At 63.3% G+C, this 24,108-nt stretch carries 22 protein-coding genes; 17 read left to right on the top strand and 5 right to left on the bottom strand.

Annotated elements, in window-relative coordinates; all coding sequences use genetic code 11:
• Nucleotides 1-19 precede the first annotated feature (19 nt).
• Genes DNK89_RS03120 through DNK89_RS03110 form a run of 3 tightly spaced genes read right to left on the bottom strand, consistent with a single transcriptional unit; the run spans nucleotide 20 to nucleotide 2,215 of the window.
• A complete protein-coding gene (locus DNK89_RS03120) occupies nucleotides 20-733 on the bottom strand; it encodes a hypothetical protein (RefSeq protein WP_110958850.1) in 714 nt (237 codons plus the stop codon).
• Between the two features lie 8 nt (nucleotides 734-741).
• The gene (locus DNK89_RS03115; RefSeq protein WP_110958849.1) at nucleotides 742-1,323 is read right to left on the bottom strand and encodes a peroxidase-related enzyme; all 582 of its coding nucleotides are present in this window, start codon (nucleotides 1,321-1,323) and stop codon (nucleotides 742-744) included.
• 46 nt (nucleotides 1,324-1,369) lie between these two features.
• Entirely contained in the window at nucleotides 1,370-2,215 is an 846-nt protein-coding gene (locus DNK89_RS03110) for an IclR family transcriptional regulator (RefSeq protein ID WP_238990675.1), read from the bottom strand.
• A 134-nt stretch (nucleotides 2,216-2,349) separates the two neighbouring features.
• Between DNK89_RS03110 and DNK89_RS03105 the strand changes: the two genes are divergently transcribed.
• From DNK89_RS03105 to DNK89_RS03055, 11 genes are all read left to right on the top strand, one after another.
• On the top strand, nucleotides 2,350-3,357 hold the full coding sequence (locus DNK89_RS03105) for a tripartite tricarboxylate transporter substrate binding protein (protein ID WP_203422176.1): 1,008 nt from the start codon (nucleotides 2,350-2,352) through the stop codon (nucleotides 3,355-3,357).
• Between the two features lie 40 nt (nucleotides 3,358-3,397).
• On the top strand, nucleotides 3,398-4,318 hold the full coding sequence (locus DNK89_RS03100; RefSeq protein ID WP_110958848.1) for an amidohydrolase: 921 nt from the start codon (nucleotides 3,398-3,400) through the stop codon (nucleotides 4,316-4,318).
• A gap of 11 nt (nucleotides 4,319-4,329) precedes the next feature.
• A complete protein-coding gene (locus DNK89_RS03095) occupies nucleotides 4,330-5,337 on the top strand; it encodes a tripartite tricarboxylate transporter substrate binding protein (RefSeq protein WP_110958847.1) in 1,008 nt (335 codons plus the stop codon).
• 168 nt (nucleotides 5,338-5,505) lie between these two features.
• Complete coding sequence (locus tag DNK89_RS03090; protein WP_110958846.1) at nucleotides 5,506-6,192, top strand: RraA family protein; 687 nt, start codon at nucleotides 5,506-5,508, stop codon at nucleotides 6,190-6,192.
• Complete coding sequence (locus DNK89_RS03085; protein WP_110958845.1) at nucleotides 6,189-7,121, top strand: NAD(P)-dependent oxidoreductase; 933 nt, start codon at nucleotides 6,189-6,191, stop codon at nucleotides 7,119-7,121. The genes DNK89_RS03090 and DNK89_RS03085 overlap by 4 nt, the downstream gene beginning before the upstream one ends.
• Nucleotides 7,122-7,269: 148 nt before the next feature.
• Entirely contained in the window at nucleotides 7,270-8,229 is a 960-nt protein-coding gene (locus tag DNK89_RS03080; protein ID WP_110958844.1) for a tripartite tricarboxylate transporter substrate binding protein, read from the top strand.
• 13 nt (nucleotides 8,230-8,242) lie between these two features.
• Entirely contained in the window at nucleotides 8,243-9,241 is a 999-nt protein-coding gene (locus tag DNK89_RS03075) for a tripartite tricarboxylate transporter substrate binding protein (RefSeq protein ID WP_110958843.1), read from the top strand.
• A 17-nt stretch (nucleotides 9,242-9,258) separates the two neighbouring features.
• A complete protein-coding gene (locus DNK89_RS03070) occupies nucleotides 9,259-10,230 on the top strand; it encodes a tripartite tricarboxylate transporter substrate binding protein (RefSeq protein WP_110958842.1) in 972 nt (323 codons plus the stop codon).
• Nucleotides 10,227-11,111, top strand: a complete 885-nt coding sequence (locus DNK89_RS03065) for an amidohydrolase (RefSeq protein WP_110958841.1) — start codon at nucleotides 10,227-10,229, stop codon at nucleotides 11,109-11,111. The genes DNK89_RS03070 and DNK89_RS03065 overlap by 4 nt, the downstream gene beginning before the upstream one ends.
• Nucleotides 11,112-11,145: 34 nt before the next feature.
• On the top strand, nucleotides 11,146-12,063 hold the full coding sequence (locus DNK89_RS03060) for an SMP-30/gluconolactonase/LRE family protein (RefSeq protein WP_110958840.1): 918 nt from the start codon (nucleotides 11,146-11,148) through the stop codon (nucleotides 12,061-12,063).
• Nucleotides 12,064-12,286: 223 nt separating this feature from the next.
• On the top strand, nucleotides 12,287-12,778 hold the full coding sequence (locus DNK89_RS03055) for a DUF3617 family protein (RefSeq protein ID WP_110958839.1): 492 nt from the start codon (nucleotides 12,287-12,289) through the stop codon (nucleotides 12,776-12,778).
• Nucleotides 12,779-12,802: 24 nt separating this feature from the next.
• Here the strand turns inward: DNK89_RS03055 and DNK89_RS03050 are convergent, their stop codons facing one another.
• Nucleotides 12,803-15,064, bottom strand: a complete 2,262-nt coding sequence (locus DNK89_RS03050) for a tetratricopeptide repeat protein (RefSeq protein ID WP_110958838.1) — start codon at nucleotides 15,062-15,064, stop codon at nucleotides 12,803-12,805.
• Nucleotides 15,065-15,298: 234 nt separating this feature from the next.
• Between DNK89_RS03050 and DNK89_RS24160 the strand changes: the two genes are divergently transcribed.
• The 6 genes from DNK89_RS24160 to pcaC all read left to right on the top strand — a co-directional run bounded on the left by DNK89_RS24160 (nucleotide 15,299) and on the right by pcaC (nucleotide 23,496).
• Nucleotides 15,299-16,069, top strand: coding sequence for a hypothetical protein (locus tag DNK89_RS24160; RefSeq protein WP_153064238.1), 771 nt, complete (start codon nucleotides 15,299-15,301; stop codon nucleotides 16,067-16,069).
• A 120-nt stretch (nucleotides 16,070-16,189) separates the two neighbouring features.
• Nucleotides 16,190-16,963: a tetratricopeptide repeat protein gene (locus DNK89_RS03045; RefSeq protein ID WP_153064237.1), complete on the top strand. Its 774-nt coding sequence runs from the start codon at nucleotides 16,190-16,192 to the stop codon at nucleotides 16,961-16,963.
• Complete coding sequence (locus DNK89_RS03040; RefSeq protein ID WP_110958836.1) at nucleotides 16,960-19,545, top strand: tetratricopeptide repeat protein; 2,586 nt, start codon at nucleotides 16,960-16,962, stop codon at nucleotides 19,543-19,545. Before DNK89_RS03045 ends, DNK89_RS03040 begins: the two co-directional genes overlap by 4 nt.
• A complete protein-coding gene (locus tag DNK89_RS03035; protein WP_203422175.1) occupies nucleotides 19,538-20,338 on the top strand; it encodes a class I SAM-dependent methyltransferase in 801 nt (266 codons plus the stop codon). The genes DNK89_RS03040 and DNK89_RS03035 overlap by 8 nt, the downstream gene beginning before the upstream one ends.
• 377 nt (nucleotides 20,339-20,715) lie before the next feature.
• The gene (gene katG / locus DNK89_RS03030; RefSeq protein WP_110958834.1) at nucleotides 20,716-22,917 is read left to right on the top strand and encodes a catalase/peroxidase HPI; all 2,202 of its coding nucleotides are present in this window, start codon (nucleotides 20,716-20,718) and stop codon (nucleotides 22,915-22,917) included.
• 183 nt (nucleotides 22,918-23,100) lie between these two features.
• A complete protein-coding gene (gene pcaC / locus DNK89_RS03025; RefSeq protein ID WP_015014317.1) occupies nucleotides 23,101-23,496 on the top strand; it encodes a 4-carboxymuconolactone decarboxylase in 396 nt (131 codons plus the stop codon).
• A 42-nt stretch (nucleotides 23,497-23,538) separates the two neighbouring features.
• Here the strand turns inward: pcaC and DNK89_RS03020 are convergent, their stop codons facing one another.
• Nucleotides 23,539-24,084 (bottom strand): LuxR C-terminal-related transcriptional regulator, encoded by a 546-nt coding sequence (locus DNK89_RS03020; RefSeq protein WP_015014316.1) that lies wholly within the window; start codon nucleotides 24,082-24,084, stop codon nucleotides 23,539-23,541.
• Nucleotides 24,085-24,108: the final 24 nt, after the last annotated feature.

Raw genomic sequence — 24,108 nt, 5'->3', positions numbered from 1 at the left:
CAGAAGGCCATGGATACCATCAACCGGGCGGCAGGGCTACGCAGTGCGCCATGGGCATGCCCTGGGCCTCGGAGGCACCCAGCAAGAGCAGGCGCTGCAGCTCCGGCAGATAGCGGATGGCCGTCTGCGGGGCGCTGTAGCCGTTGCTGTTGTTCAGGCGCTCCTGCATGCGCAGCGCCAGACGGCTGGGCAGGTGTTCGATGCTGAGCGTGCGCACGCCCGTGTAGAAGGTGGTGTCGATGGTGCCTTCGGTGCCGAAAAAACCGCCACCCACGCGCGCGGCGCGGCGATGGCCCTCGAAGGCCGTGGTGATGCGCAGCTTTCCGTCGCGGCTGGTGCAGCTGCCTTCAAAGGCTGCAGCGCATTCCATGGGCAGAGGGTTTTGCTGCACCACGACGGCCTGCACGGCGGGTGTTCGCAGCAGCGCGGGGGGCACGGGCTCCAGGCGCGCGCAAGCGGCCGTGGGCACCACCTGCCACGCCGTGGCGCCGGGCGAGTCGGGGATTTGCAGGCGCGAGCCGGCCACGCCGGCGCCCAGGTAGTACGTGGGCGCCGCCCCGGCGTTGGACTCTTCGCGGAAGAGGGCGGAGGACCGCAGCGGCGACAGTGCGCCCGCAGGCACAGCCACCGGCAACGGGTGAATGGGCAGCGTGCCTTCTGGCGGCCCAAACCCCGCAGCCTGCACTGCGGGGGCGGCCAGCACACAGAGCCAGATCGTTGCTGCGGCGCGCATGGTGGGGATCAGGCCGCAGGCTTGGCCTTCGGCACACGCCCCATCAGATAGAACTCTGGGTTGGGCTGCATGCCGGCGAAGCTGGCCATGCGGTTGGACAGGCCAAAGAACGCCGTGATGGCCGCGATGTCCCAGATGTCCTCGTCATCGAACCCATGCGGGTGCAAGGCCTCGAAATCGGCGTCGTCGATCTCGTGGGCGTTCTGGCACACCTTCATGGCGAAGTCGAGCATGGCCCGCTCCCGGGGGCTGATGTCCGCCTTGCGGTAGTTCACGGCCACCTGGTCGGCGATGAGCGGCTTTTTCTCGTAGATGCGCAGGATCGCTCCATGCGCCACCACGCAGTACAGGCACTGATTGGCAGCGCTGGTGGTGGTGACGATCATCTCGCGCTCGCCCTTGGTCAGGCTGCCTTCCTCCTTGAGCATGAGCGCATCGTGGTACGCAAAGAAGGCGCGCCATTCCGCCGTGCGGCGGGCAAACGCGAGGAACACGTTGGGGATGAACCCTGCCTTCTCCTGCACTTCAAGAATCCGCGCGCGGATGTCCTCGGGCAGGGTGCTCAGGTCGGGGAAGGGGTAGCGGCTCACGGTGGTCTCCTGGGTTTTTGTAGGGGGTGGATAACGAACGCAAGTATCAGGGATGCCACTGGGTCGCCCGCACGGGGGCATGGGCCGGCGCGGCCGAGCTGCCGGCCAGCGCATAGGACAACTGCGTTGCCGCAGCGATCACGGTGTGCGCCAGCGCTTCGAGCTTTTCTGCGGGCAAACGCGAGGCCGGGCCTGAGATGCACACCGAGCCCATGAGCCGCCAGTGCATGCCAAACACCGGCGCCGACACGGTGGCCACGCCCTGTTCGCGTTCACCAATCGACCAGTGGTAGCCCTTCTTGCGGATCTCTTCGTAAGCCTTGCCCGGCTCCCCAGAAAACGCCAGGATCACGCGGCCTGGCGAGCCCTTGTCCAGCGGCAGGCCTTCGCCCATGCGGGCGTGGTGGCGCAGCGCCTGCGGGCCTTCCACGCGCACGAGGCAGGTGCGCACATTGCCTTCACGCACGTAAAACGCAGCGCTTTCGCCCGTGGCAAGGGTCAGCTCACGCAGCGCGGGCTCCAGCACGTTCTGCACGTCAAAGCCCGCCTGGTAGCGCGCACCCAGCCAGCCGGCGGCCGGGCCCAGGCGCCAGTCGCCGTCTTCGCGCTGCACCATGAACCCTGACTGCGCCAGCGTGCGGGCCAGACGCAGTACGGTGGTTTTGTGAAGGCTGCAGCGGCGGCTCAGCTCTGCCAGGGACAGGCTGGATTCGCCCAGCGCAAAGGCCTCCAGCACCTGCAGGGCACGCGTCACGGCGATCACGCCGCCGGTGTCCTTGGTCGCCGCTTCGGTCGGCGCGTCTGCGCTTTCATCGGCCCCAGCAGTGGTGGCATTCAGTTTGGCTGCCTTGCTCGGGGCAGGGCGCGCTTGCGAAGAGGGTGGGTTGCTCATGGCGCAATTCGTTTCATTGTATGCAACTGCATTGTATGGGTTGAAACGCGTGCGTACATTCGCACACCACGGCGCCGGGCCCGAACAGGCCTTAGCAGACCGGTGTGACGAACCACCATAACGGAGACAAATCCATGATCGCTTTTTCATCGCTTTCACGTTCTTTGAGCGCGCGCCTGTGCGCTGCCTTTCTGGGCCTCGCCGCCGTGGGCATGCCCCACGGCGCCGTGCAGGCGCAAACCGCCTATCCCGCCAAGCCCATACGCCTGATTGTTCCGTTCCCACCCGGCGGCGGTACGGACATGATCGCCCGCGCCGTGGCGCAGAAGGTGGCCGACCAGAACAAATGGAGCGTGATCGTGGACAACCGCCCCGGCGCTGGCGGCAACCTGGGGGTGGACGCCGTGGCCAAGTCCGATCCGGACGGCTACACGCTGGTGATGGGGCAGACCAGCAACCTCGCCATCAACCCCACGCTGTACAAGAAGCTGCCCTACGACCCGCTCAAGGACCTGGTGCCCGTGGCGCTGGTGTCGTCCTCGCCCATCGTGATGGCCGTGCCGGTCAACTCGCGCTTCAAGACCTTTGCTGATGTGGTGGCTGCCTCCAAGGGCAAGCCCGAGGCGCTAACGCTGGGCTACTCGGGCAACGGCACCGTGGCCCATTTGGCCGGTGAACTGGCCGAGAACGCTGCTGGCATCCAACTGCGCCACATCCCGTACAAGGGCGCGGCCCAGGCCATGACGGACCTGATGGGCGGGCAGATCGATCTGTACATGTCGTCCGTGCCCACGCTGCTGGGCCATGTACGCAATGGCAAGCTCAAGGTTATCGCCATCACCTCGGCCCAGCGCTCGGCGCAGTTGCCCGATGTGCCCACACTGGCAGAGTCCGGGTTCAAGGGCTTTGAGGCCGTGACCTGGTTCGGTGTACTGGCCCCGGCCAACACCCCTGCAGCCATCGTGGCGCAGCTCAACAAGGCCATCAACCAGGCCCTCAAGCAGCCGGACGTGGCCGACAAGCTGCGCTCTGAAGGCGGCGAAATCCTGGGCGGAACGTCCGAGCAATTCTCGGCACTGCTGCGCACCGAAGTGCCTCGCTGGTCCAAGATCGTGAAGGACTCGGGCGCCAGCCTGGACTGATCGAGCCGCCACGTCCATCCGCCGCTGACAGTCCATCGCCATGACCCGCGATTGCCTTGCCGCGCCCGTACCGTTCTCGCTGGGAACGGCGCCGCCCCGTACCGCGCTGCCCGCGGGGGCATGCGACTGCCACGTGCATGTGTACGACCAGCGCTTTCCGGCAGCGCCCGGCGCTAGGTTGTTGCCACCCGATGCGTCGGCCAGCGACTACCGCGCGCTGCAGCAGCGCCTGGGCACCGAGCGCACGGTGCTGGTCACGCCATCTACCTACGGTGCGGACAACCGCTGCATGCTGCAGGGGCTGGCCGCGTTGGGCGAGCAGGCCCGGGGCGTGGCCGTGATCGATGGCACCGAGAGCGATGCCCAGCTGCAGGCCCTGCACGACGCGGGCGTGCGCGGCGTGCGGCTCAATCTGTCGCTGGGCGTCACCGGCACGGTCGATGCCATCGTGCCCCTGGCCCAGCGCATTGCGCCGCTGGGCTGGCACTTGCAACTGCTGATGCCGCCCGATGTGCTGGCCACGCTGGGCGATGTGCTGCGCCGTGTGCCGGTGCCGCTGGTGTTTGACCACCTGGGCCGCATCGCACCCGAGCAAGCCGGGACGCACCCGGCCCACGCGCTGCTGCTGCAACTGCTGGGCGAGGGCAGGGCCTGGGTCAAGCTCTCGGGCGGCTACATCGTCAGCGCCACCCATGCGGTGGACGACCCCGCGCTGGATGCACTGGCCACCAGCTACCTGCGCGCAGCGCCTGAGCGCGTGCTCTGGGGCAGCGACTGGCCCCATGCAACCGCCAGCGCGGGCATGCACCCCTTGCCTGACGACGCATTGCAGATCGACACCCTGGCGCGCTGGTGCGCTGTGGTGGACGCGGGCGCTCTGCGACGCGTGCTGGTCACCAACCCGGCCGCGCTCTACGGCTTTGCGCCGGTATCGACTTCTTCAACCTCCAACCTTGTCTGAGGGCTTGCACCATGACCTCTTTGGCATCCCATCTTTCCACGCACGGCGTGCAGCGCCGCCACTTGTTAGCCACCTTGGCCTGGGCCGGTGCTGGCCTGCCAGCGTGGGCGCAGAGCGACTGGCCTGCGGGCAAGCTCATCACCTGGGTCGTGCCGTACCCCGCCGGGGGCAGCACCGATGTGCTGGGCCGCAACATTGCCCTCAAGCTGGGCGCGGCCCTGTCCACCAACGTCATCGTGGACAACAAGGCCGGGGCTACAGGCACCATCGGTGCAGCCTATGTGGCCAAGGCGGCGCCCGACGGGCTCACGCTGCTGGGTACGTCCATCGGCCCGCAGGCGATTGCGCCGCACCTCATGGCCAAGCTGCCCTACGACCACATCACGGCGTTTGAGCCCGTCATCACCGTGGGCACCATCCCGCACATCCTGGTGGTGGGCGCGAACCAGCCGTTCAAGACGGTGGCCGATCTGCTGGCCGCGGCCAAGGCCCAGCCCGGCAAGCTGGCGTTTGCCTCGGGCGGCAACGGCACCATTTTGCAAATGCAGGGCGAGCTGCTGCAGCAGCAAACCGGCGCGCGCTTCATCCATGTGCCCTACAAGGGCGACACCCCCGCGCTGCAAGACACGCTGGCCGAGCAGGTGCAGTTCATGTTTGCCCCTGCCGCCGCTGCTCTGCCTCATGTGCAGTCGGGCAAGTTGCGCGCCCTGGCCGTCACGTCGGCCCAGCGCCTCAAGGCCCTGCCTGCCGTGCCCTCCATGGGCGAGGCGGGGATCAAGGACTTTGTGGTGGAGCAGTGGCAGGCCGTGTTTGCCCCCGCCAAGACACCCGCCACCATCGTGCAGCGTCTGAACCGCGAGATTGGCGGCGCGCTGAAAGACCCCGCCCTTGTGGCTCTGGCCGACAAGCTGGGCGTGACGCTGGTGGGCGGCACGCCCCAGCAGCTGGGCGACCTGCAAAAGGCCGACTCTGCCAAGTGGGCCAAGGTGATCAAAGACGGAAACATCAAGGCCGACTGATACCCGCAACCCACCCGCCGCCTCTGGCGTCGTTGCCGCGTCTTGTCGTACCGCTGTTACTGCCTGCGACGCGGCGCCTGGCCAGAGACGCCGGGTGAATCGCCCAAGCACCTGTCCAAAAACAAACCGCTGCTTCTTCTTTTTCATTACCTCAACCGGACCGATCCCATGAACCAACTCCCTGAAATCATCCGCACCATCGACCGCGTCAGCCCGGACGTTGTGGCCAAAGCCTCTACCTACCAAGCCGCCATCCTGGCCGACGTGGCAGGCCGTCGCGGCACCATGCATGGCCGCGTCGCGCCTGTGCACCAGAGCATGAAGGTGGCGGGCCCCGCCTTCACCGTGGAAGTGCGCCCCGGCGACAACCTCATGATCCACGCCGCCATCGCCTTGGCCCAGCCAGGCGACGTGCTGGTGATCGACGGCAAGGGCGACCAGACGGCCGCGCTGATGGGCACGCTGATGCTCAGCGCCTGCAAGAAGCGCGGCCTGGCGGGTGTGATCGTGGATGCGTCCATCCGCGACAAGCTGGAAATTCTGGAGCTGGACTTTCCCGTGTTCAGCGCGGGCTTCAACCCCGCAGGCCCTACCAAATTTGTGCCTGGCCGCATCAACCACCCCATCAGCGCCGGTGGAGCGGTGGTGAACCCCGGTGACCTGGTGGTGGGCGATGCCGATGGCGTGGTCGTCATCGAGCGCGAGAAGGCCCCCGCCATGATGGCCCTGGCCGACAAGAAGGTGGCCGACGAAGCTGCCCGCATCGAATCCATTGCCCGAGGCGACACCGCCGCGAAGTGGCTGCCCGCCGCCCTGCGTGCCGCTGGCGTGCTGAAAGAAGGAGAAACGCTGTGAGCCAACCCACCATCATCGTCACTGGCGCCGACCTGGCGCAACAAGCCCTGGACCTGCTGACAGACTACGCAATCGTCTACGCAGGCAAGGCTCCGACGGAAGAAGACCTGGTGGCCCTGTGCCGCGCGCACAACCCTGTGGCGATGATCGTGCGCTACGGCAAGGTAGGCGCCACGGTGATGGACGCTGCGCCTGCGCTCAAGGTCATCTCCAAGCACGGCAGTGGCACGGACACCATCGACAAAGTCGCCGCCAAAGCCCGTGGCATTGAGGTGGTGGCCGCCGTGGGCGCCAACGCCGCCGCTGTGGCCGAGCAGGCGCTGGCGCTGCTGATGGCCTGCGCCAAATCGGTGGTGCAACTCGATGCGCGCATGCACGCCGGTCACTGGGACAAGGCCACGCACAAGAGCCTGGAACTGGGCGGCCGTACCGTAGGCCTGGTGGGCCTGGGCGCGATTGGCCTGCGCTTTGCCAAGATGGCCGACGCCCTGGGCATGCGCGTGATCGGCTTCGATCCGTTTGCAAAAAACCTGCCCGCGTACGTACAGGTGGTGGACCTGGAAACGATCTGGCGCGAGTCAGATGCCATTTCGCTGCACTGCCCGCTGACCGACGACAACCGCGGCATGCTGAACGCCACCACGCTGGCGCAATGCAAGCGCGGCGTGATCGTGGTGAACACCGCACGCGGCGGCCTGATCGACGAGGATGCACTGCTGGCCGCCGTGCGCTCGGGCCAGGTGATGGCGGCAGGACTCGACAGCTTTGCGGTGGAGCCCATGACGGCGGGCCACCCCTTCCAAGGCGAGAAGAACTTCATCCTCAGCCCCCACATCGGCGGCGTGACGAGCGATGCCTATGTGAACATGGGCATGGGTGCCGCGAAGAACCTGCTGGCCGTGCTGGCCCGCAGTGCTGTCGCTGCCTGAGCATCGATTTCTTCCATAACAACCAGGGGGCCGATGCCGCTCGCGCTGAAGCGTGGTGCGGCATCGGCACCTCACGGAGACAAGCAACATGATCCAAATTTTCAAAACAAATAGGCCGCTAACGCTTGTGAATAAAGCGCTGGCAGCTATGGTTTTGGTAGTGACTGCCACTGCGGGTGTGCTGGGCGCAGCGCCTGCGCAGGCCCAGGGTGCTTGGCCTGACAAGCCGCTCAAGCTGGTGGTGCCGTACCCTGCGGGTGGCAATGCGGACAACACCGCGCGCCTGCTGGCCACGCAGCTTGGCCAGCGCCTGGGCCAGCAGGTGGTAGTGGACAACCGCCCCGGCGGCAGCGGCACGATTGGCGCTGCGGTCGTCGCCAAGGCACCTGCCGATGGCTACACGCTGCTGCTCGATGCCACGGCCTTCACCGTCAACCCCAGCCTGTTCCCCAAGCTGTCGTTTGATGCGGCCAAGGACTTTGCGCCCATCTCGCTGGTCCTGCAGGTGCCGCTGCTCATGGTGGTGCCCGCCAACTCACCCTTCCAGTCGGTGGCCGATGTGGCCAAGGCCGCCAGGGCGCGGCCGGGCCATCTGACTTACGCATCGGCGGGCAACGGCGGCGCGCAGCATCTGGCGGGCGAGCTGTTCAAGCAGGGTCAGAAAGTGGCCATTACCCATATCCCCTATCGGGGCGGTGCACCTGCGCTCACCGACCTGATCGGCGGGCAGGTGGACGTAATGTTCAGCGCCACCACAGCCAGCGGCCCGTTCGTCAAAAGCGGCAAGCTGCGGGCGCTGGCCATTTCGTCGCCCCGCCGCGCCGAGGGCTGGGAGTCTGTGCCCACCGTGGCCGAGTCTGGTGTGCCCGGCTTCCAGGTCAGCGAGTGGAACGGCTTGTTCGCCCCCGCAGGCACACCGCGCCCCGTGCTGGAGCGGCTGGAGGCAGAAACCCGCGCCATCGTGACCAGCCCCGAAATGAAGAAGCGCTTTGCCGAACTGGGCGTGCAGGGCTTGGGCTCCAGCGCGCAGGAGTTCAGCGTCTTCCTGAAAACTGAAACCATCAAGTGGGCCGAGGTGATTCGCACTGCCGGCATCCGCATGGATTGAAGGGGCCTTCACCATGTTGAAGCAAAAAATGCCTGTGGCGCTCATCCCTCATGCGCTGGCAGCTATTGTTCTGGTAGCGTCTGGCGCCGCCCACGCTCAAACCGGCGCCGCGGCCTACCCGACCAAGCCCGTAAAGCTGGTGGTGGGCTTTGCCGCAGGCGGCCCCACCGATGTGGTGGCGCGTGCGTTTGCCGACCACGCCAGCCGCGCCCTGGGCCAGCCGTTCATCATCGACAACAAGCCGGGCGCGGGCACCATCATTGCCGCGCAGGCCGTGGCCAGTGCACCGGCCGATGGCTACACGCTGCTGTTCGGCGCCACCAACCATACGATGATTCCTGGGCTGTACCAGGGCCGCGTCAAGTTTGATGCGGTGAAGTCCTTCCGCCCACTGTGCACGGTGGCCAGCAGCCCCACGGTGCTGGTGGTGGCACCCGGTCTGCCGGTAAAGACGCTTGCCGACTACCAGGCCAAGGCCCGTGCCGAGCCCGGCCGCGTGACGGCAGGCACTGCTGGGGTGGGCAGCTCAGGCCACTTCGCCACCGAGGTGTTTGCGCGCGCCCAGGGCCTGCAGCTCAACCACGTGCCCTACAAGGGCGCGGCGCCCGTAGTGACGGATCTGATGGGCGGCCAGCTCGACAGTTCGTTCGCCACCCTAGGCTCGGTGCTGCCGCAGATCCAGAGTGGCAAGCTGCGCGCATTGGCCGTGGGCGCGCCCCAGCGCTCGGCCCTGGCGCCTGACGTGCCCACCTTTGCCGAGGCAGGCGGTGGCAACTACGCGGCCGACGTGTGGTACGGCGTGCTGGCCCCCGCAGGCCTGCCCGAGCCCATCGCCTTGGCGCTGGAGCGCACAGCTGCCGACTTTGCCAAAAGCGCATCGGCCATCGACAGGCTGCGCGGCCTGGGGCTGGACGCCGAATCGGTCTGCGGCAATGCCTTTGCAAGCCGTGTGGCCCGCGAGGTGACCACGTATAGCCAGATGGCCAAAGCGCTCGACCTCAAAGCTGATTGAACGACAAGGAGACTCTCATGCGACGCATTCACACCTCACTGGGCGCAGCCCTTGCGCTGACCTTCGCCATGACCCATGCCATGGCACAAACCGGCTACCCGGACAAAGCCGTCAAGATCGTGGTGCCATACCCACCGGGCGGCGCGGTCGATCAGGTGACCCGACGCATTGCCCAAAAGCTCACGGAGCAAACCGGCCAGAGCTTCTTTGTCGAAAACAAGGCCGGTGGCACGGGCACCATTGGTGCCAACCAGGTGGCGCGTTCGCCGGGCGATGGCTACACGCTCTTGGCCAATGACACCACGTACTCCATCCTGCCCCAGGTGTTCAAGAAGCTGCCTTGGGACTACGCCAACGACCTGGTGCCTGTGGCCGGTTTCAACTTCGCCCCCACTACCGTGGTGGTAGCCGCCAACTCCCCGTTCAAAACACTGGGCGATCTGGTGGCGTATTCCCAAGCCAACCCGGGCAAGCTCAACTACGGCACCGGCGGAGCGGGCACCATGCCCCACTTCGCCACAGAAGCATTGCAGGGTGCCAGCGGCCTCAAGGCAACCCACGTGCCCTTCAAAGGCGCTGGAGAAGCCACCTTGGCGTTGCTGGGCGGAACCATCGATTTCCAGATCGCATCGACCCCAGGTGTGATGGGGCAGGTGCGTGGCGGCAAAGTACGCCTGCTGGCAGTGAGCGGCGAACAGCGGCTCAAGGCCTTGCCCGATGTGCCCACGTTTGCCCAGGCGGGTGCGCCGGGCTACAAAGTGGTCAATTTCACCGGCCTGTGGGCTCCCAAGGGCACGCCGGAGGCGGTACTGAGCAAACTGCGCCAGGAAATCACCAAAGCCATGGCCAGCGCGGATGTGCAGACTTTTGCCACGGACCTCGGCGCCGTGCCCAGCGTGCTCAGCGGAACCGCCTTTGCAGACAAGCTGAAGGCAGATGCCCAGCTGTGGGAGTCTGTTGCGATCAAAGTGGGTATTGAAAAGCAATGACCCTGGTGCCCCACTCCGTGGGCCTGAACCGCCCACAGCGCCCGTTGCCGCCCGGCGCTTGCGACAGCCACATGCACATCTTTGATCCGCGCTTTGCACCATCAAGCCACTGGCCGCGCACGCCGCCGGTGGCCCCCGTGGCGGCGTATCGGCAACTGCAGGCGCGCCTGGGCACCGCGCGCGCGGTGGTGGTCACGCCATCCACCTACGGCACCGACAACGCGTGCACGCTTGATGCGCTGGACCAACTGGGCGACGCTGCGCGCGGCGTGGCCGTGGTGGGCGAGGATGTGAGCGCGGATGAACTGGCCCACCTGGCCGCACGCCGTGTGCGTGGGCTGCGGGTCAACTTTGTCTCGCCCCAATCCTGGGGCACCACCACACCTGACATGCTGGCCACGCTGGCGCGCAAGGTGTCTGATCATCCGGACTGCGCGGACTGGCATATCCAGATTTTTGTGCACCCTGAGCAACTCATCGATCTCGCGCCGCAGCTGCGCACCTTGCCTGTGCCTCTGGTCATAGACCACCTGGGCCGCATCGACCCGGCCCAAGGCCCTGCTGCTGAGGCCTATGGCGTGGTGCGCGGCCTGCTCGATGGTGGCAACACCTGGGTCAAGCTCTCGGGTGCCTATATGCGCTCGACCGTGCATGGCCCCAGCTATGCCGACACGCTGCCGCTGGGCCGGGCGCTGGTGCAGGCTGCGCCCGAGCGCTTGGTGTGGGGCAGCGACTGGCCGCACACCACCGAGACGCCTGGCACCGTGAACGATGCCGATCTGGTGGATTTGCTGCAGGCCTGGGCTGGCAGCGACGCGGTCATGGACCGTATCCTGGTCGACAACCCGGCGCGGCTGTATGGTTTTGATGCCGCTGCCTGAGCGACCCTCACTGAACGATCCGAAAGCCTCCGCCATGTTTTTGCTGCAAGCCCCTGAGGTCCACGATCTCGACCTGTTCACCACCATGCCCGAGCACTTTCGCCGCCGCGAGCGCAGCGACTGGGCCGATGCCAACCGGGGCGGCACCATCACCGATTCGTTCCTCGAAGGCCCGGTGTTTGACGATGCGGGCAACCTCTACGTCAGCGACATCCCCTGGGGCCGTGTCTTCCGCATCAACCCCCACGGCGAATGGGCGCTGGTGGCCGAGTACGACGGCGAGCCCAACGGCCTGAAGTTTTTGAAGCCCGGCACGCTGCTTATCACCGACTACAAAAACGGCCTGATGCAGCTGGACGTGTCCACAGGCGCGGTCACTCCGTACCTGCAGCGCCGCAACAGCGAGCGCTTCAAGGGCGTGAACGACCTGATCTTTGACGCCGAAGGCAATCTCTACTTCACCGACCAGGGCCAGAGCGGCCTGCACGACCCGAGTGGCCGCCTGTACCGTCTGCGACCCAACGGCCAGCTCGACTTGCTGCTGCACAACGTGCCCAGCCCCAACGGCGTGGCCTTGTCGCCAGATGGCCGTGTGCTGTACTTGGCCGTGACGCGCGGCAACTGCGTGTGGCGCGTGCCGCTGCTGCCGGACGGCAGCGTGGCCAAGGTCAGCCAGTTCTTCACCTCGTATGGCCCCAGCGGCCCCGACGGCCTGGCCGTGGACGCCGAAGGCCACCTGCTGGTGGCCAACCCCGGCCTGGGCTATGTGTGGGTGCTGAACCACCGCGCCGAGCCGGTGCAGGTGCTGCGCGGCGCGCCGGGCAGCTCCACCACCAATCTGGCGTTTGGCGGGGCAGGGCGCACTACCGTGTATGTCACGGACTCCACCCATGGTCGCATCCTGCGCGCTGACATGGGGGCACCTGGACTGCCGCTGGCTCGCTTGCGTTAAATCAGCCTCCTATTTCGTGAATCCATGGGGTGATAGGGTTTTATTGAATGGACTGTTGATGGGGTTTAGTCAATTCAATTTGGCAAAGCCCTCGCTCGGTACCGACTCTGGCTGAGCCGGCCGCCGCTCCCGCAGTGTCAGCTGAGTTTTGAACTCGCATTGACCTCTTGCTTTCAAAAAAGCTTAAGGCTACTAAAATAATAGCAATAGCCAAGGAGTGTCTATGCTGATTATTCAAGCCAATCGCGCGCTCTGGGCGGTTTCTTCGCTTGCGTTTGCATTTGGTGTCAGCGCACAAACCGTCACTACACCCCTGGAGCCAGGTTTGTGGCAGGTCAATACGCGCCCCGAAATGGTTGGAGGCCAAATGATGGCGCTTCCCCGCAATACGCGGGTTTGCCTCACTGAAGATGATATTAAAGAAGGCCGAATTGCGGTGATATCAATGCCTGCCTGCCAAGTTCAAGCAGGAGGTGCATGGGTGGATAATGCACTCACGCTCAAATTAGCGTGTCGGGGCCTTCCTGAAAATGCCCAGTATCGAGGCACGCTTGAAGCGCAGGGCAAGACCTTTCATGGACGCGTGGAAGTGGTGCTGGCTCCCGACAAGGAAGGTGTGGAGCGTGGTCACATTGTGTACCACCAAATAGGCAATTGGGCGGCGGCCGAGTGCCCAGCACCCAAGACGCAGGGCGCGAGTCAGTCTCCACAATGAGGGCGTAGGTTGTCCGTACAGAGCTTAGTAGGCGATCCGTTGTTTCAATGTCGCTGTGAGTGAGCGCGCGAATGCGGCGGTGTCCATGCAGGGGGAATGCTGCAATCTCGCCCTCAATGCTGCTCGAAGTGTCTCCAGTGACTCCGGCTGATGCATTAGCGAGACCACCTGCTCAACGTAGCGGGTCACGTCACTGACAGCATGTTCCTGCAATCCGATCTGCGCTAGCAGTTTTCGGTTGCGCTGTTGCCAGGGTTGCCTCCCGTGGAGCGTGATCACGGGTATGCCCATCCACAGGCAGTTCAGGACGACTTCTGCTGACATGGGTTGGGGAAAGCTGTCCAGTACCACGTCTATGCGCGCCATCGCCTGCCACATTTCCGCAGCAGTCAGCCGGTGGGCAATATGCACGCGGTCCGGCTCTATATCGCGGAGCAACAACAGGCGCTGTATGCGCTGGCGGGTCGCTGTATCGGACTCAGCTGTCTGGCTCACGATCAACAGGTGTGCGCTGGGCTGGGCCCGAAGAATTTCGGCCCAGGCATCGAGTGTTTCGGCTTGGATGTGGCCAAGCGGCGCGAGTACACCCAAGGTGGCGTGGCCCATGGTGAGCATTGGAAGTGGACTGACATCTGGTGCATCCGCAGGCGGTCTCCAGGGAGGCCAAGCTTTTAAGGGGGCAGGTGAGCCTTGGTCATCAAGCGTGCCATCCCAAATCGCCAAACTCGCCTCTGATGCTTCTCCCAACCACCCCAATTGCACCGGCGCTGCCCTCTGGGCCAGCGCAGGGAGCCGGCCCCCCGGGCCATGGCCTATCATGTCAAGTAGAACGTCCAACCCGTCCTCACGCATCTGTTGAACCAGGTCCGTATCGCCAAGACTGGACACGGGTCGCCAATGAGGTGCGATGTCCTGCAACGCCTGTGCTGCATTGCCCGACCGAGCGGCGTGGTAGACGTACAGGTCTATCTCATGAGGGTCCAGCACTGGCATCAGCGCTGCCAGTGCTGCAGGCACCGAGCCTTTTTCTAGATCGCCAACCAGCAGCCCCACGCGCAAAGCTTCTCCTTGCTTGTGCAGGCGATGCTGGAGAGGGGCGGCTGATTTGGGTGCGTGGGCTTTCAGCCAGCGCTGCGCCTCTGCAGCGTGCATCGCTTCGGAACATGCCGAGTCCAGGCGCAGCGCCAGCAAGTATTGCGAATGCACATCGTCTGCTTTGGGCAGCAGGGTCACGGCGCGATGGAGTGTCTCCAGGCCTTGGCGCGTTTCACCGGCTGCCAGTAGGGCGCGGGCCAGGCCCTGCAGCAGGCTGGGATGGCGGGCATCAGTAGCCAGGGCTTGCTGGTACAGGTTGCGTGCCTCGCTGTAGTTGCCTTGCGCCAGCATCACATTGCCCATGGCTCCCAGCGCCAGCGCGGTCGGTATGTTGGGGCGTGCGAGCAGCTCCCGGTAGCATGCCATCGCACCCTCGTAGTCGTCTCGTTGCAACATGACCTCTCCCAGGTTCCACTGGAGATCGGGTGCATCGGGTTCCTGCACGAGTAGTTGGCGATTGATGGCCTCGGCGTCTGCAAGTCGCCCCAGTTGGGCCAGGCCAGCTGCCTGTATGCGCAGCACCTGGGGATCACCCGGGTTTTGCTCCAGAAGGCGGTCTACCTCGGATTGCGCCTCTTGGGTGCGCGACAACCGGTACAAGGACAGAATCAGGTTATTGCGGGCCGGGCGCAGCGCGGGGTTGAACACCAGCGCCTGGCGGAAGTGAGATACCGCCTGTTCCACCTTCCCTGCTTTCAACATCAGATGCCCCAGATTGTTGTGCACCTCGGGGTAGGCGGGGCGGAACAGCAGCGCGCGGCGCAATGACGCCTCGGACGCCCCCAGGTCACCCTCTGCTTCGGCGACCAATGCCAAGTTGTAGTGTGCGTCGGACAGGTCGGGTTGCAGGGCAATGGCTTTGTCGTAGGCTTGGCGAGCCTCTTTTAGACGACCTTGCAGCTTATGGATGTTGCCCAGGTTGGACCACGCAGAGGCAAACCGTGGCTCCAGCGCAACGGCCTGTTCAAAATGCTTGCGACCCTCTTCCCAGCGGCCAGCCAGTGCGTCCGCGATGCCCATACCCTGTTGAAGGAGCGCGTTACGAGGGTCGTTTTTAGCCTGTTTCGCTAACGCCACGGCAGCCTCTTGCCTCAGAGCTGGGTCGGTCGACTGGAGCTGTGCAATGAGTTCTCCTGGGGTTTTCTTGGGGTCGTTCTCGGCGACGACAGATGCTGGTGGTTGGGTCTTCATTGTCTTTGCGTCGTATGGGGCTCCCCGATTCTGGGGGAGTGACGGCCAAATGGGTCTTGGAACAGGGCAGAATAACAGGTGTAAATTAGTGTTTCAGTTTCCCGGGGGGCTGCCGATAATGCTCGTACGGGTTGAAAACAGGCCAGTGTTGGCCACACCGTGGGTGGCGATGTTTCAGCCCCTGGGACAGCGTTCCGTTTCTATTGGCCACCCCTTTTTTACAGGAGTCTTCACATGAGCAAGCATTCTTTGATCAGCACAGTGGCGGGGCTTGGCCTCATGGCCGCCTCCATGGGCGCTAGCGCCCAGATGCAGACCTTCGACTACGGCATGATGTTTTATGGCAACGCTACTGGTGGCGGTAAGTACGTAGCTTTCGTTCCCACCATCGCCCGTGATGGTGCCGGCGCAGGAGCTGCCAATGTCCTGATGCTGGAGTTGTTCCAGCCTGCCTCGGGTTCTGCTAGTACTTGGGCATATGCCATTGGAGGGCCTGTGAATGCGACTGCAGGTGGCGCTGAAACGGTTAATTTGTCACTGCCTTTCGGCGCTACTGACACTACCGGCGCGATGTTCCTGAATAGTGCCAACGCGTCTGTCGGCCTTGCGTTCTTGCAGAACGTAGTTGTTTCCAGTCAGGCCTGTAATGTTACGTTCAACGCTGAGGTTGCTACGGATGGGCAGCTGCGCTTTTTCAGCGCGGCGGCTACTCCGAGTGGTGCGCTGGCGGCTACCGCTCTGGTGTCCTTTACGTCTGGGGCAGGGACTGCGTCGGCGACCGGAACAATTGCATCGGCTGAATGGAATGCTGGTTCGGCGACCCTTGCAACCATTTCAGGCGGGGCTGCGGCTGTTGCGGGCTTGGCAACCAATCCTGCAAACAGTTCAGCTGCAATCGCAGCCTTTTCTAACCGTAACAAGTGTGTAGCCGCTTATACTGCTCGTGCGCAGGGCGGCACTCCAATCATTGGAGGAGGGCAGTTGGGCATGATTCGTATTTGGTAAAACGGTATTTGTGTGCTTCAAAAAAAGCTGCCTACAGGCAGCTTTTTTGCGTTTCGGTGCCGAATATTTCGGTGAAACTTGTAGTTGCTATTCACCCCATTCGAGCAAGGTGCCGAGATTATGAATAAAAAGACATCCGCAGTCGCTTCCTTGTCAGCACCAGATGAGGTGTTGGCTCTCGCGGGGCAGGCATTTACCGGAGGGCGGTTTGCGGAGGCTGAAAAGCTCTGTGCAAGCCTTGTCAAAGTGCTACCCAGTCAAGTGTACGGATGGCACTTGCGTGCTTTGTGTGCTTTGGCGCAAAACAAACCCAAGCAGGCCTTGCAGTACCTAGCCCATGTGAAGGATGCACCTGACCTGCTGCCTGCCGTCGCACAATCGCGAGGGCGGGCTTTTTTGGGCTTGGAGAGGTGGGAGGACGCGGTAGCCAGCTTTCAGCAAACCTTAGGTTACAAGGCCGATGATGCTGGTACTCACCATTTATTGGCACTTGCCTTGCTGGGGCAAGGTGATGCAGCGGCCGCGAGACAGTACTTTCGCCGCGCGACACTGCTGGATCCCACACTGGGCCCGGCGCATTATGAATTGGGCGTGCTGGCATTGGCGGGAGGTGAAGCACGCCAGGCGGTGGTGGCCTTTTCCGCTGCCGCGCAGCACCTGCCTGGGGTGGCGCAGGTATTCAACAACTTGGGGCTGGCCCAGCAGGCCGTGGGCGACCAGCCGGCCGCAGAACAGAGCCTGCGTAAGGCACTGGAGCTGGACTCCGACTATGCCGAGGCCTGGTTCAACTTAGCTCATCTCCTGCAGGCTCAGGGCGATGCCAAGCAGGCTGATGCAGCTCGCGCAAAAGCCCTGCGCCTGAATCCCGCACTGGGTAAGGTGCAGGCTGAATGAGTCGAGTAGGCCCCCAGAAGGCGGCGCTTCCGGCGTCCGCCACAACGCTGCAGGCCTGGATAGACGAAGGTCGACTGGAGCAAGCCCAAGAGGCCATCGTCCAGCGCTTGCAGGCGGATGTCAACGACGCTGAAGCGCTTTTCTATAGGGGTGTGTGCTCGATGCTGCGGGGGCAGTGGGATTTGGCTTATGCCGATTTGAATACTGCTTGGCACCTTAAACCAAAGGATGCGCGCTTTATAAACGCCATGGCTGGGCTGGCGCTGATGCAGGGCGAGTATCTGCAAGCGCTGGAGCAGGCACGCAAGGCACTGGAAGCGAAGCCGACCAATGTGCCCGCGCTGCACAATCAGGCCACCGCATTGCTGCGCCTGGAGCGCTGGCCCGAGGCGCTGGAAGCCGCGCTGACGCTGGTGGAGCAAGATCGCGACAGCTCAGCTTCACGGCGCACTATGGGGGCAGCTTTGCGTGGAATGGGCCGTATGGCAGAAGCGCTGACTTGGTTCGAGGCGGCACAGACACTGCTGCCTGATAGCCCCGCGCTGCGTCTGGACATTGCGCTATGCGTGTTCCACATGGGCGACCGTACTGCCGCTCAGGCCATGGTGTCCCCTTTGCTGGAGGCCGAAGACGCCACTGCACAGGGCCTTGCGGAACTGGGTATTCAGGCGCAGGGTGCATTTGCGCCGGTGATGGCGTTGGCGTTTTTCCGACAAGGACATGCGCGTTTTCCCACCGACCTGACGCTATTGGTGAACTTGGGTATCACTGTGCAGGCCCTTGGCAACCCCGGTGAGGCTCTATATTACCTGCAGCAGGCCACGGTGCTGGATGAAAAGTGCGAGACGGCTTGGTACCACGCTGCCCTGTCTCACCAGGCGTTGCGCGACAAAGCCGCCATGGAAGAGTGCCTGAAGCAGTGCATTGCCGCAGCCCCGCGCCACGCCAAGGCGTTGGCCACGTTGGCCGGGCTGCGCAAGGACCAAGGCAAGCCCGATGAGGCGCGCCAACTGCTGCGCGACGCCATTGCGGGCGACCCGTATTGGGAGCAGGCCTATCTGAATCTGGCCGCGTTTTTACAGGAGGCAGGCGACTACGACGAGGCTGGCGCCGTGCTGGACGATGCCCAGGCGCACGATGTGCCCGAGGTTGTGTTGCGTCACCCTCGGGCCTCGCTGCTGCTCAAACGCGGTGACATTTCTGGTGCCAATGCATTGTTCCGAGATATTCTGCAATCCGAGCCAGAAAACCCGGATGCAATGTCGGGTGTGCTGTTCTGCAGCAACTATGACCCTGAGCTGACGCCCGAGCAGATTGCCGAAGCCTACAAGTCGTGGGACCGGCGCTTTATCCGATGGCGCGCACCGCCGGCGGATTTTCGGTTTAACAACAAGCCTGCGGCACGCCGACGCATCAAACTGGGCTACGTGTCGGGCGATTTTCGCCAGCATTCAGTGGCCTTCTTCTCGGAGCCCTTGCTAGCCCATCATGACCACGAGCAGTTTGAGGTGTACTGCTATGCCAACCAAAAGGGGGGCGACCCAATCACCCAGCGGATGATGGGCATGGCCGACCATTGGCGCTGGACGCTGGACCTGTCGGACGAGGCTCTGGTGGAGATGATTCGGCTCGATGGCATCGACATCCTGATCGACCTGTCGAACCACACAGCCTTTCACCGGCTTTACATGTTCGGGCGCAAGGCTGCTCCGATTCAGATGACTACCCTGGGGATGCCGACCACTACGGGGCTATCTGCTATTGATTGGCGCATTACGGATGCCTTCATGGACCCGCCGGGGCTGACTGAGCACCTGCACTCCGAAAAGCTGCTGCGTATTGTGAGCGGCTGGTGCTACAAAACTTCGCACGAGGCCGAAAACCTGCCGGTTAGCGAGTTGCCTGCTTTGAAAAACGGGCACATCACGTTTGCATCGTTCAATGCGTTCGGCAAGATCAACCCGAAAGTATTCAAATTGTGGGGCCAGTTGCTCAAGGCGATCCCTGATGCTGAGCTCTTTCTGGCTACCGGCGGTAAGGAAGATGACACGGTGCTGAACGACCGTATCAGAAAGACCTGCCGTGCGTGTGGCGTGCCATGGAAGCGGGTGCGACTGATGCCGCGCAAGCCCTTTAAGGAGTATTTTCTGGCGCACAATGAGGTGGACATCGTGCTCGATGCCTTCCCGTACACGGGTGCTACGGTCACGGCGCATGCGTTGTGGATGGGAGTGCCCGTCATCACGCTGTCTGGTCCCAGCCCGATTCACCGATCCGCAACGTCCATGATGAGTACGGTGGGGCATCCGGGGTTTGTTGCGCATACCCAAGAGGAATACCTTGCAATTGCCCAGCGCTGGGCAGCAGACATTCCTGCGTTGGCGGCACTGCGCGCTGGGCTGCGTGGCAAGGTACAGGCATCGCCATTGATGGATGGCGCCACCGTGACCCGCGATCTGGAAAAGAAGCTGCGCCAGGTCTGGCGCGACTGGTGCCGGGAAAGCAAGGCCTTGCCTGCTCCTAAAAACGGAATCAAACAACCCAAAACACCGAAACACACCAAGGAGACCCACCATGAGTGAACCCAAGCCCCGTAGCCGCGCCAAGAAGGCCGCCGTAAAAACGAGCCCGGCCCCGGCTGCAGCGTTGCCTGCGCAAGTGGCATCTCATGCTGTTGCACCCTATGTTCCGGCCTCAATGGCATTGCCGGCGCCGGGCACGGACCTGTTCGATTACTTTGCCAGCAACAGCGGCCGCCTGATCTTCAAGTGGATGCATTATTTCGACATCTACGAAAAGCACTTCGCAGCCTTCCGGGGACGAGACATCAAGTTTCTGGAAATCGGGGTCTTTCACGGTGGTAGCCTGCAGATGTGGAAGAACTACTTTGGCCCGCGTGCTCAGATTATCGGCGTGGATATCAACCCGGCGTGCAAGGCGTTCGAAGAAGAGGGCATCACCATCGAAATTGGTAGCCAAGAGGATCGAGAATTCTTACGTGACCTAGCGGCCAAATATGGCCCTTTTGACATCGTCCTAGATGACGGTGGGCACACCATGGCGCAGCAAATCATCAGCTTTGAGGAGCTATACCACCATGTGCGCCGCGATGGCCTGTATGTTTGCGAAGACCTTCACACCTCGTATTGGAAAGATTGGGGGGGCGGCTATCGCAAGGCCAACACCTTTATCGAGTATTCAAAGGAACTGATTGACCAGCTCCATGCATGGCACAGCAAAGATCCAGAAAGCTTTCAGGTGACACCTTTTACGCAGTCAGCGTTTGGCCTCCATTTTTATGACAGCATGTTGGTGATTGAAAAACGACTGATCACACCTCCGTTCTCTCGTGCAACGGGAAAGCCCTCTTTTTGAGTGCAGCGTAGTTCAGGTACTTTGGCCGCAGAGAGGACCATAGGGTACAGCGCTATTAAGCTCAGCGGAATACAAGTCAAGTGCCAGTAGTCTGGTAGGACTGGGCTCGCCTTTTCTTCTATCGGCAAGAGATGTGTACTCCGAAATTGTTTGACATGCCGAAGCTTCATAGACAGGTACTACGGGCGCGTGCCGAGCTCTACCGCTTTCATGCACAAGTTTTCAAGGAATGGGTCAAACGCATCACTACATGAATTTGATTTATTGAAATTTACTATTCAATCGATTCAATCGATTCAATTTACCTGTCATGGTTTGCTTCCTACCATCTGTCCTGTCGATACGTTTTGCCGACGCGCTTTCACAGGAGATGACCCATGACGACAGAAGCCAAGTGCCCCTTTGACCACACCAAGGCCGCGCCCACGGGCCCCCGCAATGCCGACTGGTGGCCCAACCAGCTCAATCTCCGCCCCCTGAACCAGAACTCGCCGCTCACCGACCCGATGGGAGAGGGCTTCAACTACGCCGAGGAATTCAAGAGCCTTGACCTGGCGGCCGTGAAGGCCGACCTTCGGGCGCTGATGACCGACTCGCAGGACTGGTGGCCCGCAGACTTTGGCCACTATGGGCCGCTGTTTGTACGCATGGCCTGGCACAGCGCGGGCACCTACCGCCTGGCCGATGGCCGTGGTGGCGCAGGGGCAGGGCAGCAGCGTTTTGCACCGCTCAACAGCTGGCCCGACAACGCCAATCTGGACAAGGCGCGCCGCCTGCTCTGGCCCGTCAAGCAGAAATACGGCCGCAAGATTTCGTGGGCCGACCTGATGATTCTGGCGGGCAACGTGGCGCTGGAATCCATGGGCTTCAAGACCTTTGGCTTTGCTGGTGGCCGCCCCGATGTGTGGGAGCCCGATGAAAACGTGTATTGGGGTGCTGAAAGCACCTGGCTGGCTGGCGACAAGCGCTACAGCGGCGAACGCGATCTGGCCAACCCGCTGGCCGCCGTGCAGATGGGCCTGATCTATGTGAACCCCGAAGGCCCCAATGGCAACCCCGATCCCGTCGCCGCCGCCCGTGACATCCGCGACACCTTTGCTCGCATGGCCATGGACGACGAGGAGACCGTGGCATTGATTGCTGGCGGCCACACCTTTGGCAAGACCCACGGTGCGGGCGATGCGGCCCTGGTGGGCAAGGAGCCCGAAGGCGCGGGTATCGAGGAGCAGGGCCTGGGCTGGAAAAGCAGCCATGGCTCTGGCAAGGGTGGCGACACCATCACCAGTGGCCTGGAAGTCACCTGGACCACCACGCCCACGCAGTGGAGCAACAACTTCTTCGAAAACCTGTTTGGCTACGAATGGGAGCTGACCAAGAGCCCGGCGGGCGCCCACCAGTGGACGGCCAAGGGAGCTGCGGCCACGATCCCGCACGCGCACGATCCGTCGAAAAAGCTGGTGCCCACCATGCTCACCACCGACCTGTCGCTGCGCTTTGACCCGGCCTACGAAAAGATCTCGCGCCGCTTTCTGGCGCACCCTGAGCAGTTCGCCGACGCGTTTGCACGCGCCTGGTTCAAGCTCACGCACCGCGACATGGGGCCGCGTGCCCGCTACCTGGGCCCGGAAGTCCCCGCCGAGGTGCTGATCTGGCAAGACCCGGTTCCCGCCGTGGATCACGCTCTGGTCAACGCACAGGACATCGCCGCGCTCAAGGTCAAGGTGCTGGCATCGGGCCTGTCCATTTCGGAACTGGTGTCCACGGCGTGGGCCTCGGCCTCCACCTTCCGGGGCGGCGACAAGCGCGGCGGTGCCAATGGCGCACGCATCCGTCTGGCGCCGCAGAAGGACTGGGCCGTGAACCAGCCTGCGCAACTGGCCAAGGTGCTGGGTCAGCTCGAAGCCATCCAGCGCGACTTCAATGCCGCGCAGGCCGGCGGCAAGAAGATCTCGCTCGCGGACCTGATCGTGCTGGCCGGTAGCGCCGCCGTCGAGGCCGCAGCGAAGCATGCCGGGCAGGAGGTGACCGTGCCTTTCACCCCCGGCCGCACCGACGCCTCGCAGGAGCAGACTGATGTGCCTTCTTTCGAGGTCATGGAGCCTGTGGCCGATGGCTTCCGCAACTACGTGCGCCCTGGCCTGGAAGGCGCCGTGGCCGAGCTGCTGGTGGACCGCGCCAACCAGCTCACGCTGACAGCGCCCGAGATGACGGTGCTGGTGGGTGGCCTGCGCGTGCTGGGTGCCAATGTGGATCAGGCGGCCCATGGTGTCTTCACGCAGCGCGTCGGCACCTTGAGCAATGATTTCTTTGTGAACCTGCTCGACATGCGCACCCAATGGCAGAAGTCGGCGGGCGCAGCAGGTGTGCTGGATGGTGTGGACCGCAGCACCGGTGCCAAAAAATGGACCGGCACGGTGGCTGACCTGGTGTTTGGCTCCAACTCCGTGCTGCGCGCGCTGGCCGAGGTCTATGCCAGCAGCGATGCGCAGGCGGTGTTTGTGCAGGACTTCGTCAAGGCTTGGACCAAGGTGATGAACCTCGACCGGTTTGACCTGGCCGCAGGCGGCGCCAGCGCCTGACCTTAAGGGCTTCTGCTCCATGCCGTTGAAAGGCGGCATGGGGTGGGCTGAGCATGCCTTGATCGAGCCCGGTGTGTGCAGTGCACGCGCCGGGCTTTTTGTTCTGTGGTTTTCATGACGGGGGCGTTGCGCTTGCTCGCTACCATCGGGCCTTGATGTTTCAACCTTTCAAGGAGAGTGCGCGTGACAGCAACCCCGTCCAAAGACTACGAAAAAGGCCTGGCCACCCGCCGGGAGGTCATGGGTGATGATTTTGTGGACCGTGCGCTGGGCAACGCCACTTCTTTCACGCAGCCGATCCAGGAATACATCACGCGCAATGCGTGGGGCGATGTCTGGCAGCGCCCCGGGCTGGACCGCAAGACCCGCAGTCTCATCACGGTTTCCATGCTGATCGCGTTGGGCAAGCAGCACGAACTCAAGGGCCATGTGCGTGGCGCGCTGAACAATGGCGCCACGGCCGAGGAACTGCAGGAGGTGCTGCTGCACGCCAGCGTCTATTGCGGCCTGCCGACGGCGGTAGAGGCGTTTCGCACTGCCGCCGAAGTCATTGACGGACCTGCGGGACCTGCCAAGTAGCAGGCCCGCGACTGGTGGGTGCGGCGCACAGGCCGCCCCGCTTCAGCCGCCTGCGAGCAGTTTTTGCACCAGGTCTGCTGCGGTGGACGCGTTGTACTTGCGCATGAGGCGCGCGCGGTAGATCTCCACGGTGCGGTGGCTGATCTCCAGCGCCCGGCCGATCTCCTTGGAGGTCAGGCCTTCCAGCAGGCGTGCGGCCACCTCGCGCTCACGGCCCGTGAGTTCTGCTTTCACGGTGCGCTGCGAACTGAGGTCTTCAAAGCTCCAGATGCCGGATTCATGCGGGGCATTGCGGTTGAGTGCGCGGCCCGACACGTGGCACCAGAAAACCTCGCCGTTGGCGCGCTTCATGATGCGGTTGTCCGCATAGTGGCCCTTGGCGTTCAGGATGGGCTCCATGTGTGCGCCCAGGCGCTCGTACTCGTCAGCGCTCGGATAAAGTATCTGGAACGACTGGCCGATCAGCACCTCGCGTGAGGCACCGAACATCTCGCACACATGGCGGTTGCAGTCGACCATGGTGCGGTTGCGCGACAGCACCAGCCCCACGGGAGCCATGTCAAAAGCGAGCCGGTAATCCACTTCCATAGTGCTAATCTTTACGGAAAACTA

Origin of the sequence: Acidovorax sp. ST3, from assembly GCF_003231145.1 — a bacterium.
GTDB lineage: Bacteria > Pseudomonadota > Gammaproteobacteria > Burkholderiales > Burkholderiaceae_C > Acidovorax.
The sequence above is the reverse complement of the archived record's forward strand: the minus strand, read 5'-3'. Positions and strand labels throughout refer to the sequence as shown.

Excerpts from the sequence above, each read along its gene's own strand:
- DNK89_RS03120 (WP_110958850.1), bottom strand. The coding sequence starts at position 733 with ATGCGCGCCGCAGCAACGATCTGGCTCTGTGTGCTGGCCGCCCCCGCA.
- DNK89_RS03110 (WP_238990675.1), bottom strand. The coding sequence starts at position 2,215 with ATGAGCAACCCACCCTCTTCGCAAGCGCGCCCTGCCCCGAGCAAGGCA.
- DNK89_RS03105 (WP_203422176.1), top strand. The coding sequence starts at position 2,350 with ATGATCGCTTTTTCATCGCTTTCACGTTCTTTGAGCGCGCGCCTGTGC.
- DNK89_RS03100 (WP_110958848.1), top strand. The coding sequence starts at position 3,398 with ATGACCCGCGATTGCCTTGCCGCGCCCGTACCGTTCTCGCTGGGAACG.
- DNK89_RS03095 (WP_110958847.1), top strand. The coding sequence starts at position 4,330 with ATGACCTCTTTGGCATCCCATCTTTCCACGCACGGCGTGCAGCGCCGC.
- DNK89_RS03090 (WP_110958846.1), top strand. The coding sequence starts at position 5,506 with ATGAACCAACTCCCTGAAATCATCCGCACCATCGACCGCGTCAGCCCG.
- DNK89_RS03080 (WP_110958844.1), top strand. The coding sequence starts at position 7,270 with ATGGTTTTGGTAGTGACTGCCACTGCGGGTGTGCTGGGCGCAGCGCCT.
- DNK89_RS03075 (WP_110958843.1), top strand. The coding sequence starts at position 8,243 with ATGTTGAAGCAAAAAATGCCTGTGGCGCTCATCCCTCATGCGCTGGCA.
- DNK89_RS03070 (WP_110958842.1), top strand. The coding sequence starts at position 9,259 with ATGCGACGCATTCACACCTCACTGGGCGCAGCCCTTGCGCTGACCTTC.
- DNK89_RS03065 (WP_110958841.1), top strand. The coding sequence starts at position 10,227 with ATGACCCTGGTGCCCCACTCCGTGGGCCTGAACCGCCCACAGCGCCCG.
- DNK89_RS03060 (WP_110958840.1), top strand. The coding sequence starts at position 11,146 with ATGTTTTTGCTGCAAGCCCCTGAGGTCCACGATCTCGACCTGTTCACC.
- DNK89_RS03055 (WP_110958839.1), top strand. The coding sequence starts at position 12,287 with ATGCTGATTATTCAAGCCAATCGCGCGCTCTGGGCGGTTTCTTCGCTT.
- DNK89_RS03050 (WP_110958838.1), bottom strand. The coding sequence starts at position 15,064 with ATGAAGACCCAACCACCAGCATCTGTCGTCGCCGAGAACGACCCCAAG.
- DNK89_RS24160 (WP_153064238.1), top strand. The coding sequence starts at position 15,299 with ATGAGCAAGCATTCTTTGATCAGCACAGTGGCGGGGCTTGGCCTCATG.
- DNK89_RS03045 (WP_153064237.1), top strand. The coding sequence starts at position 16,190 with ATGAATAAAAAGACATCCGCAGTCGCTTCCTTGTCAGCACCAGATGAG.
- DNK89_RS03040 (WP_110958836.1), top strand. The coding sequence starts at position 16,960 with ATGAGTCGAGTAGGCCCCCAGAAGGCGGCGCTTCCGGCGTCCGCCACA.
- DNK89_RS03035 (WP_203422175.1), top strand. The coding sequence starts at position 19,538 with ATGAGTGAACCCAAGCCCCGTAGCCGCGCCAAGAAGGCCGCCGTAAAA.
- katG (WP_110958834.1), top strand. The coding sequence starts at position 20,716 with ATGACGACAGAAGCCAAGTGCCCCTTTGACCACACCAAGGCCGCGCCC.
- DNK89_RS03020 (WP_015014316.1), bottom strand. The coding sequence starts at position 24,084 with ATGGAAGTGGATTACCGGCTCGCTTTTGACATGGCTCCCGTGGGGCTG.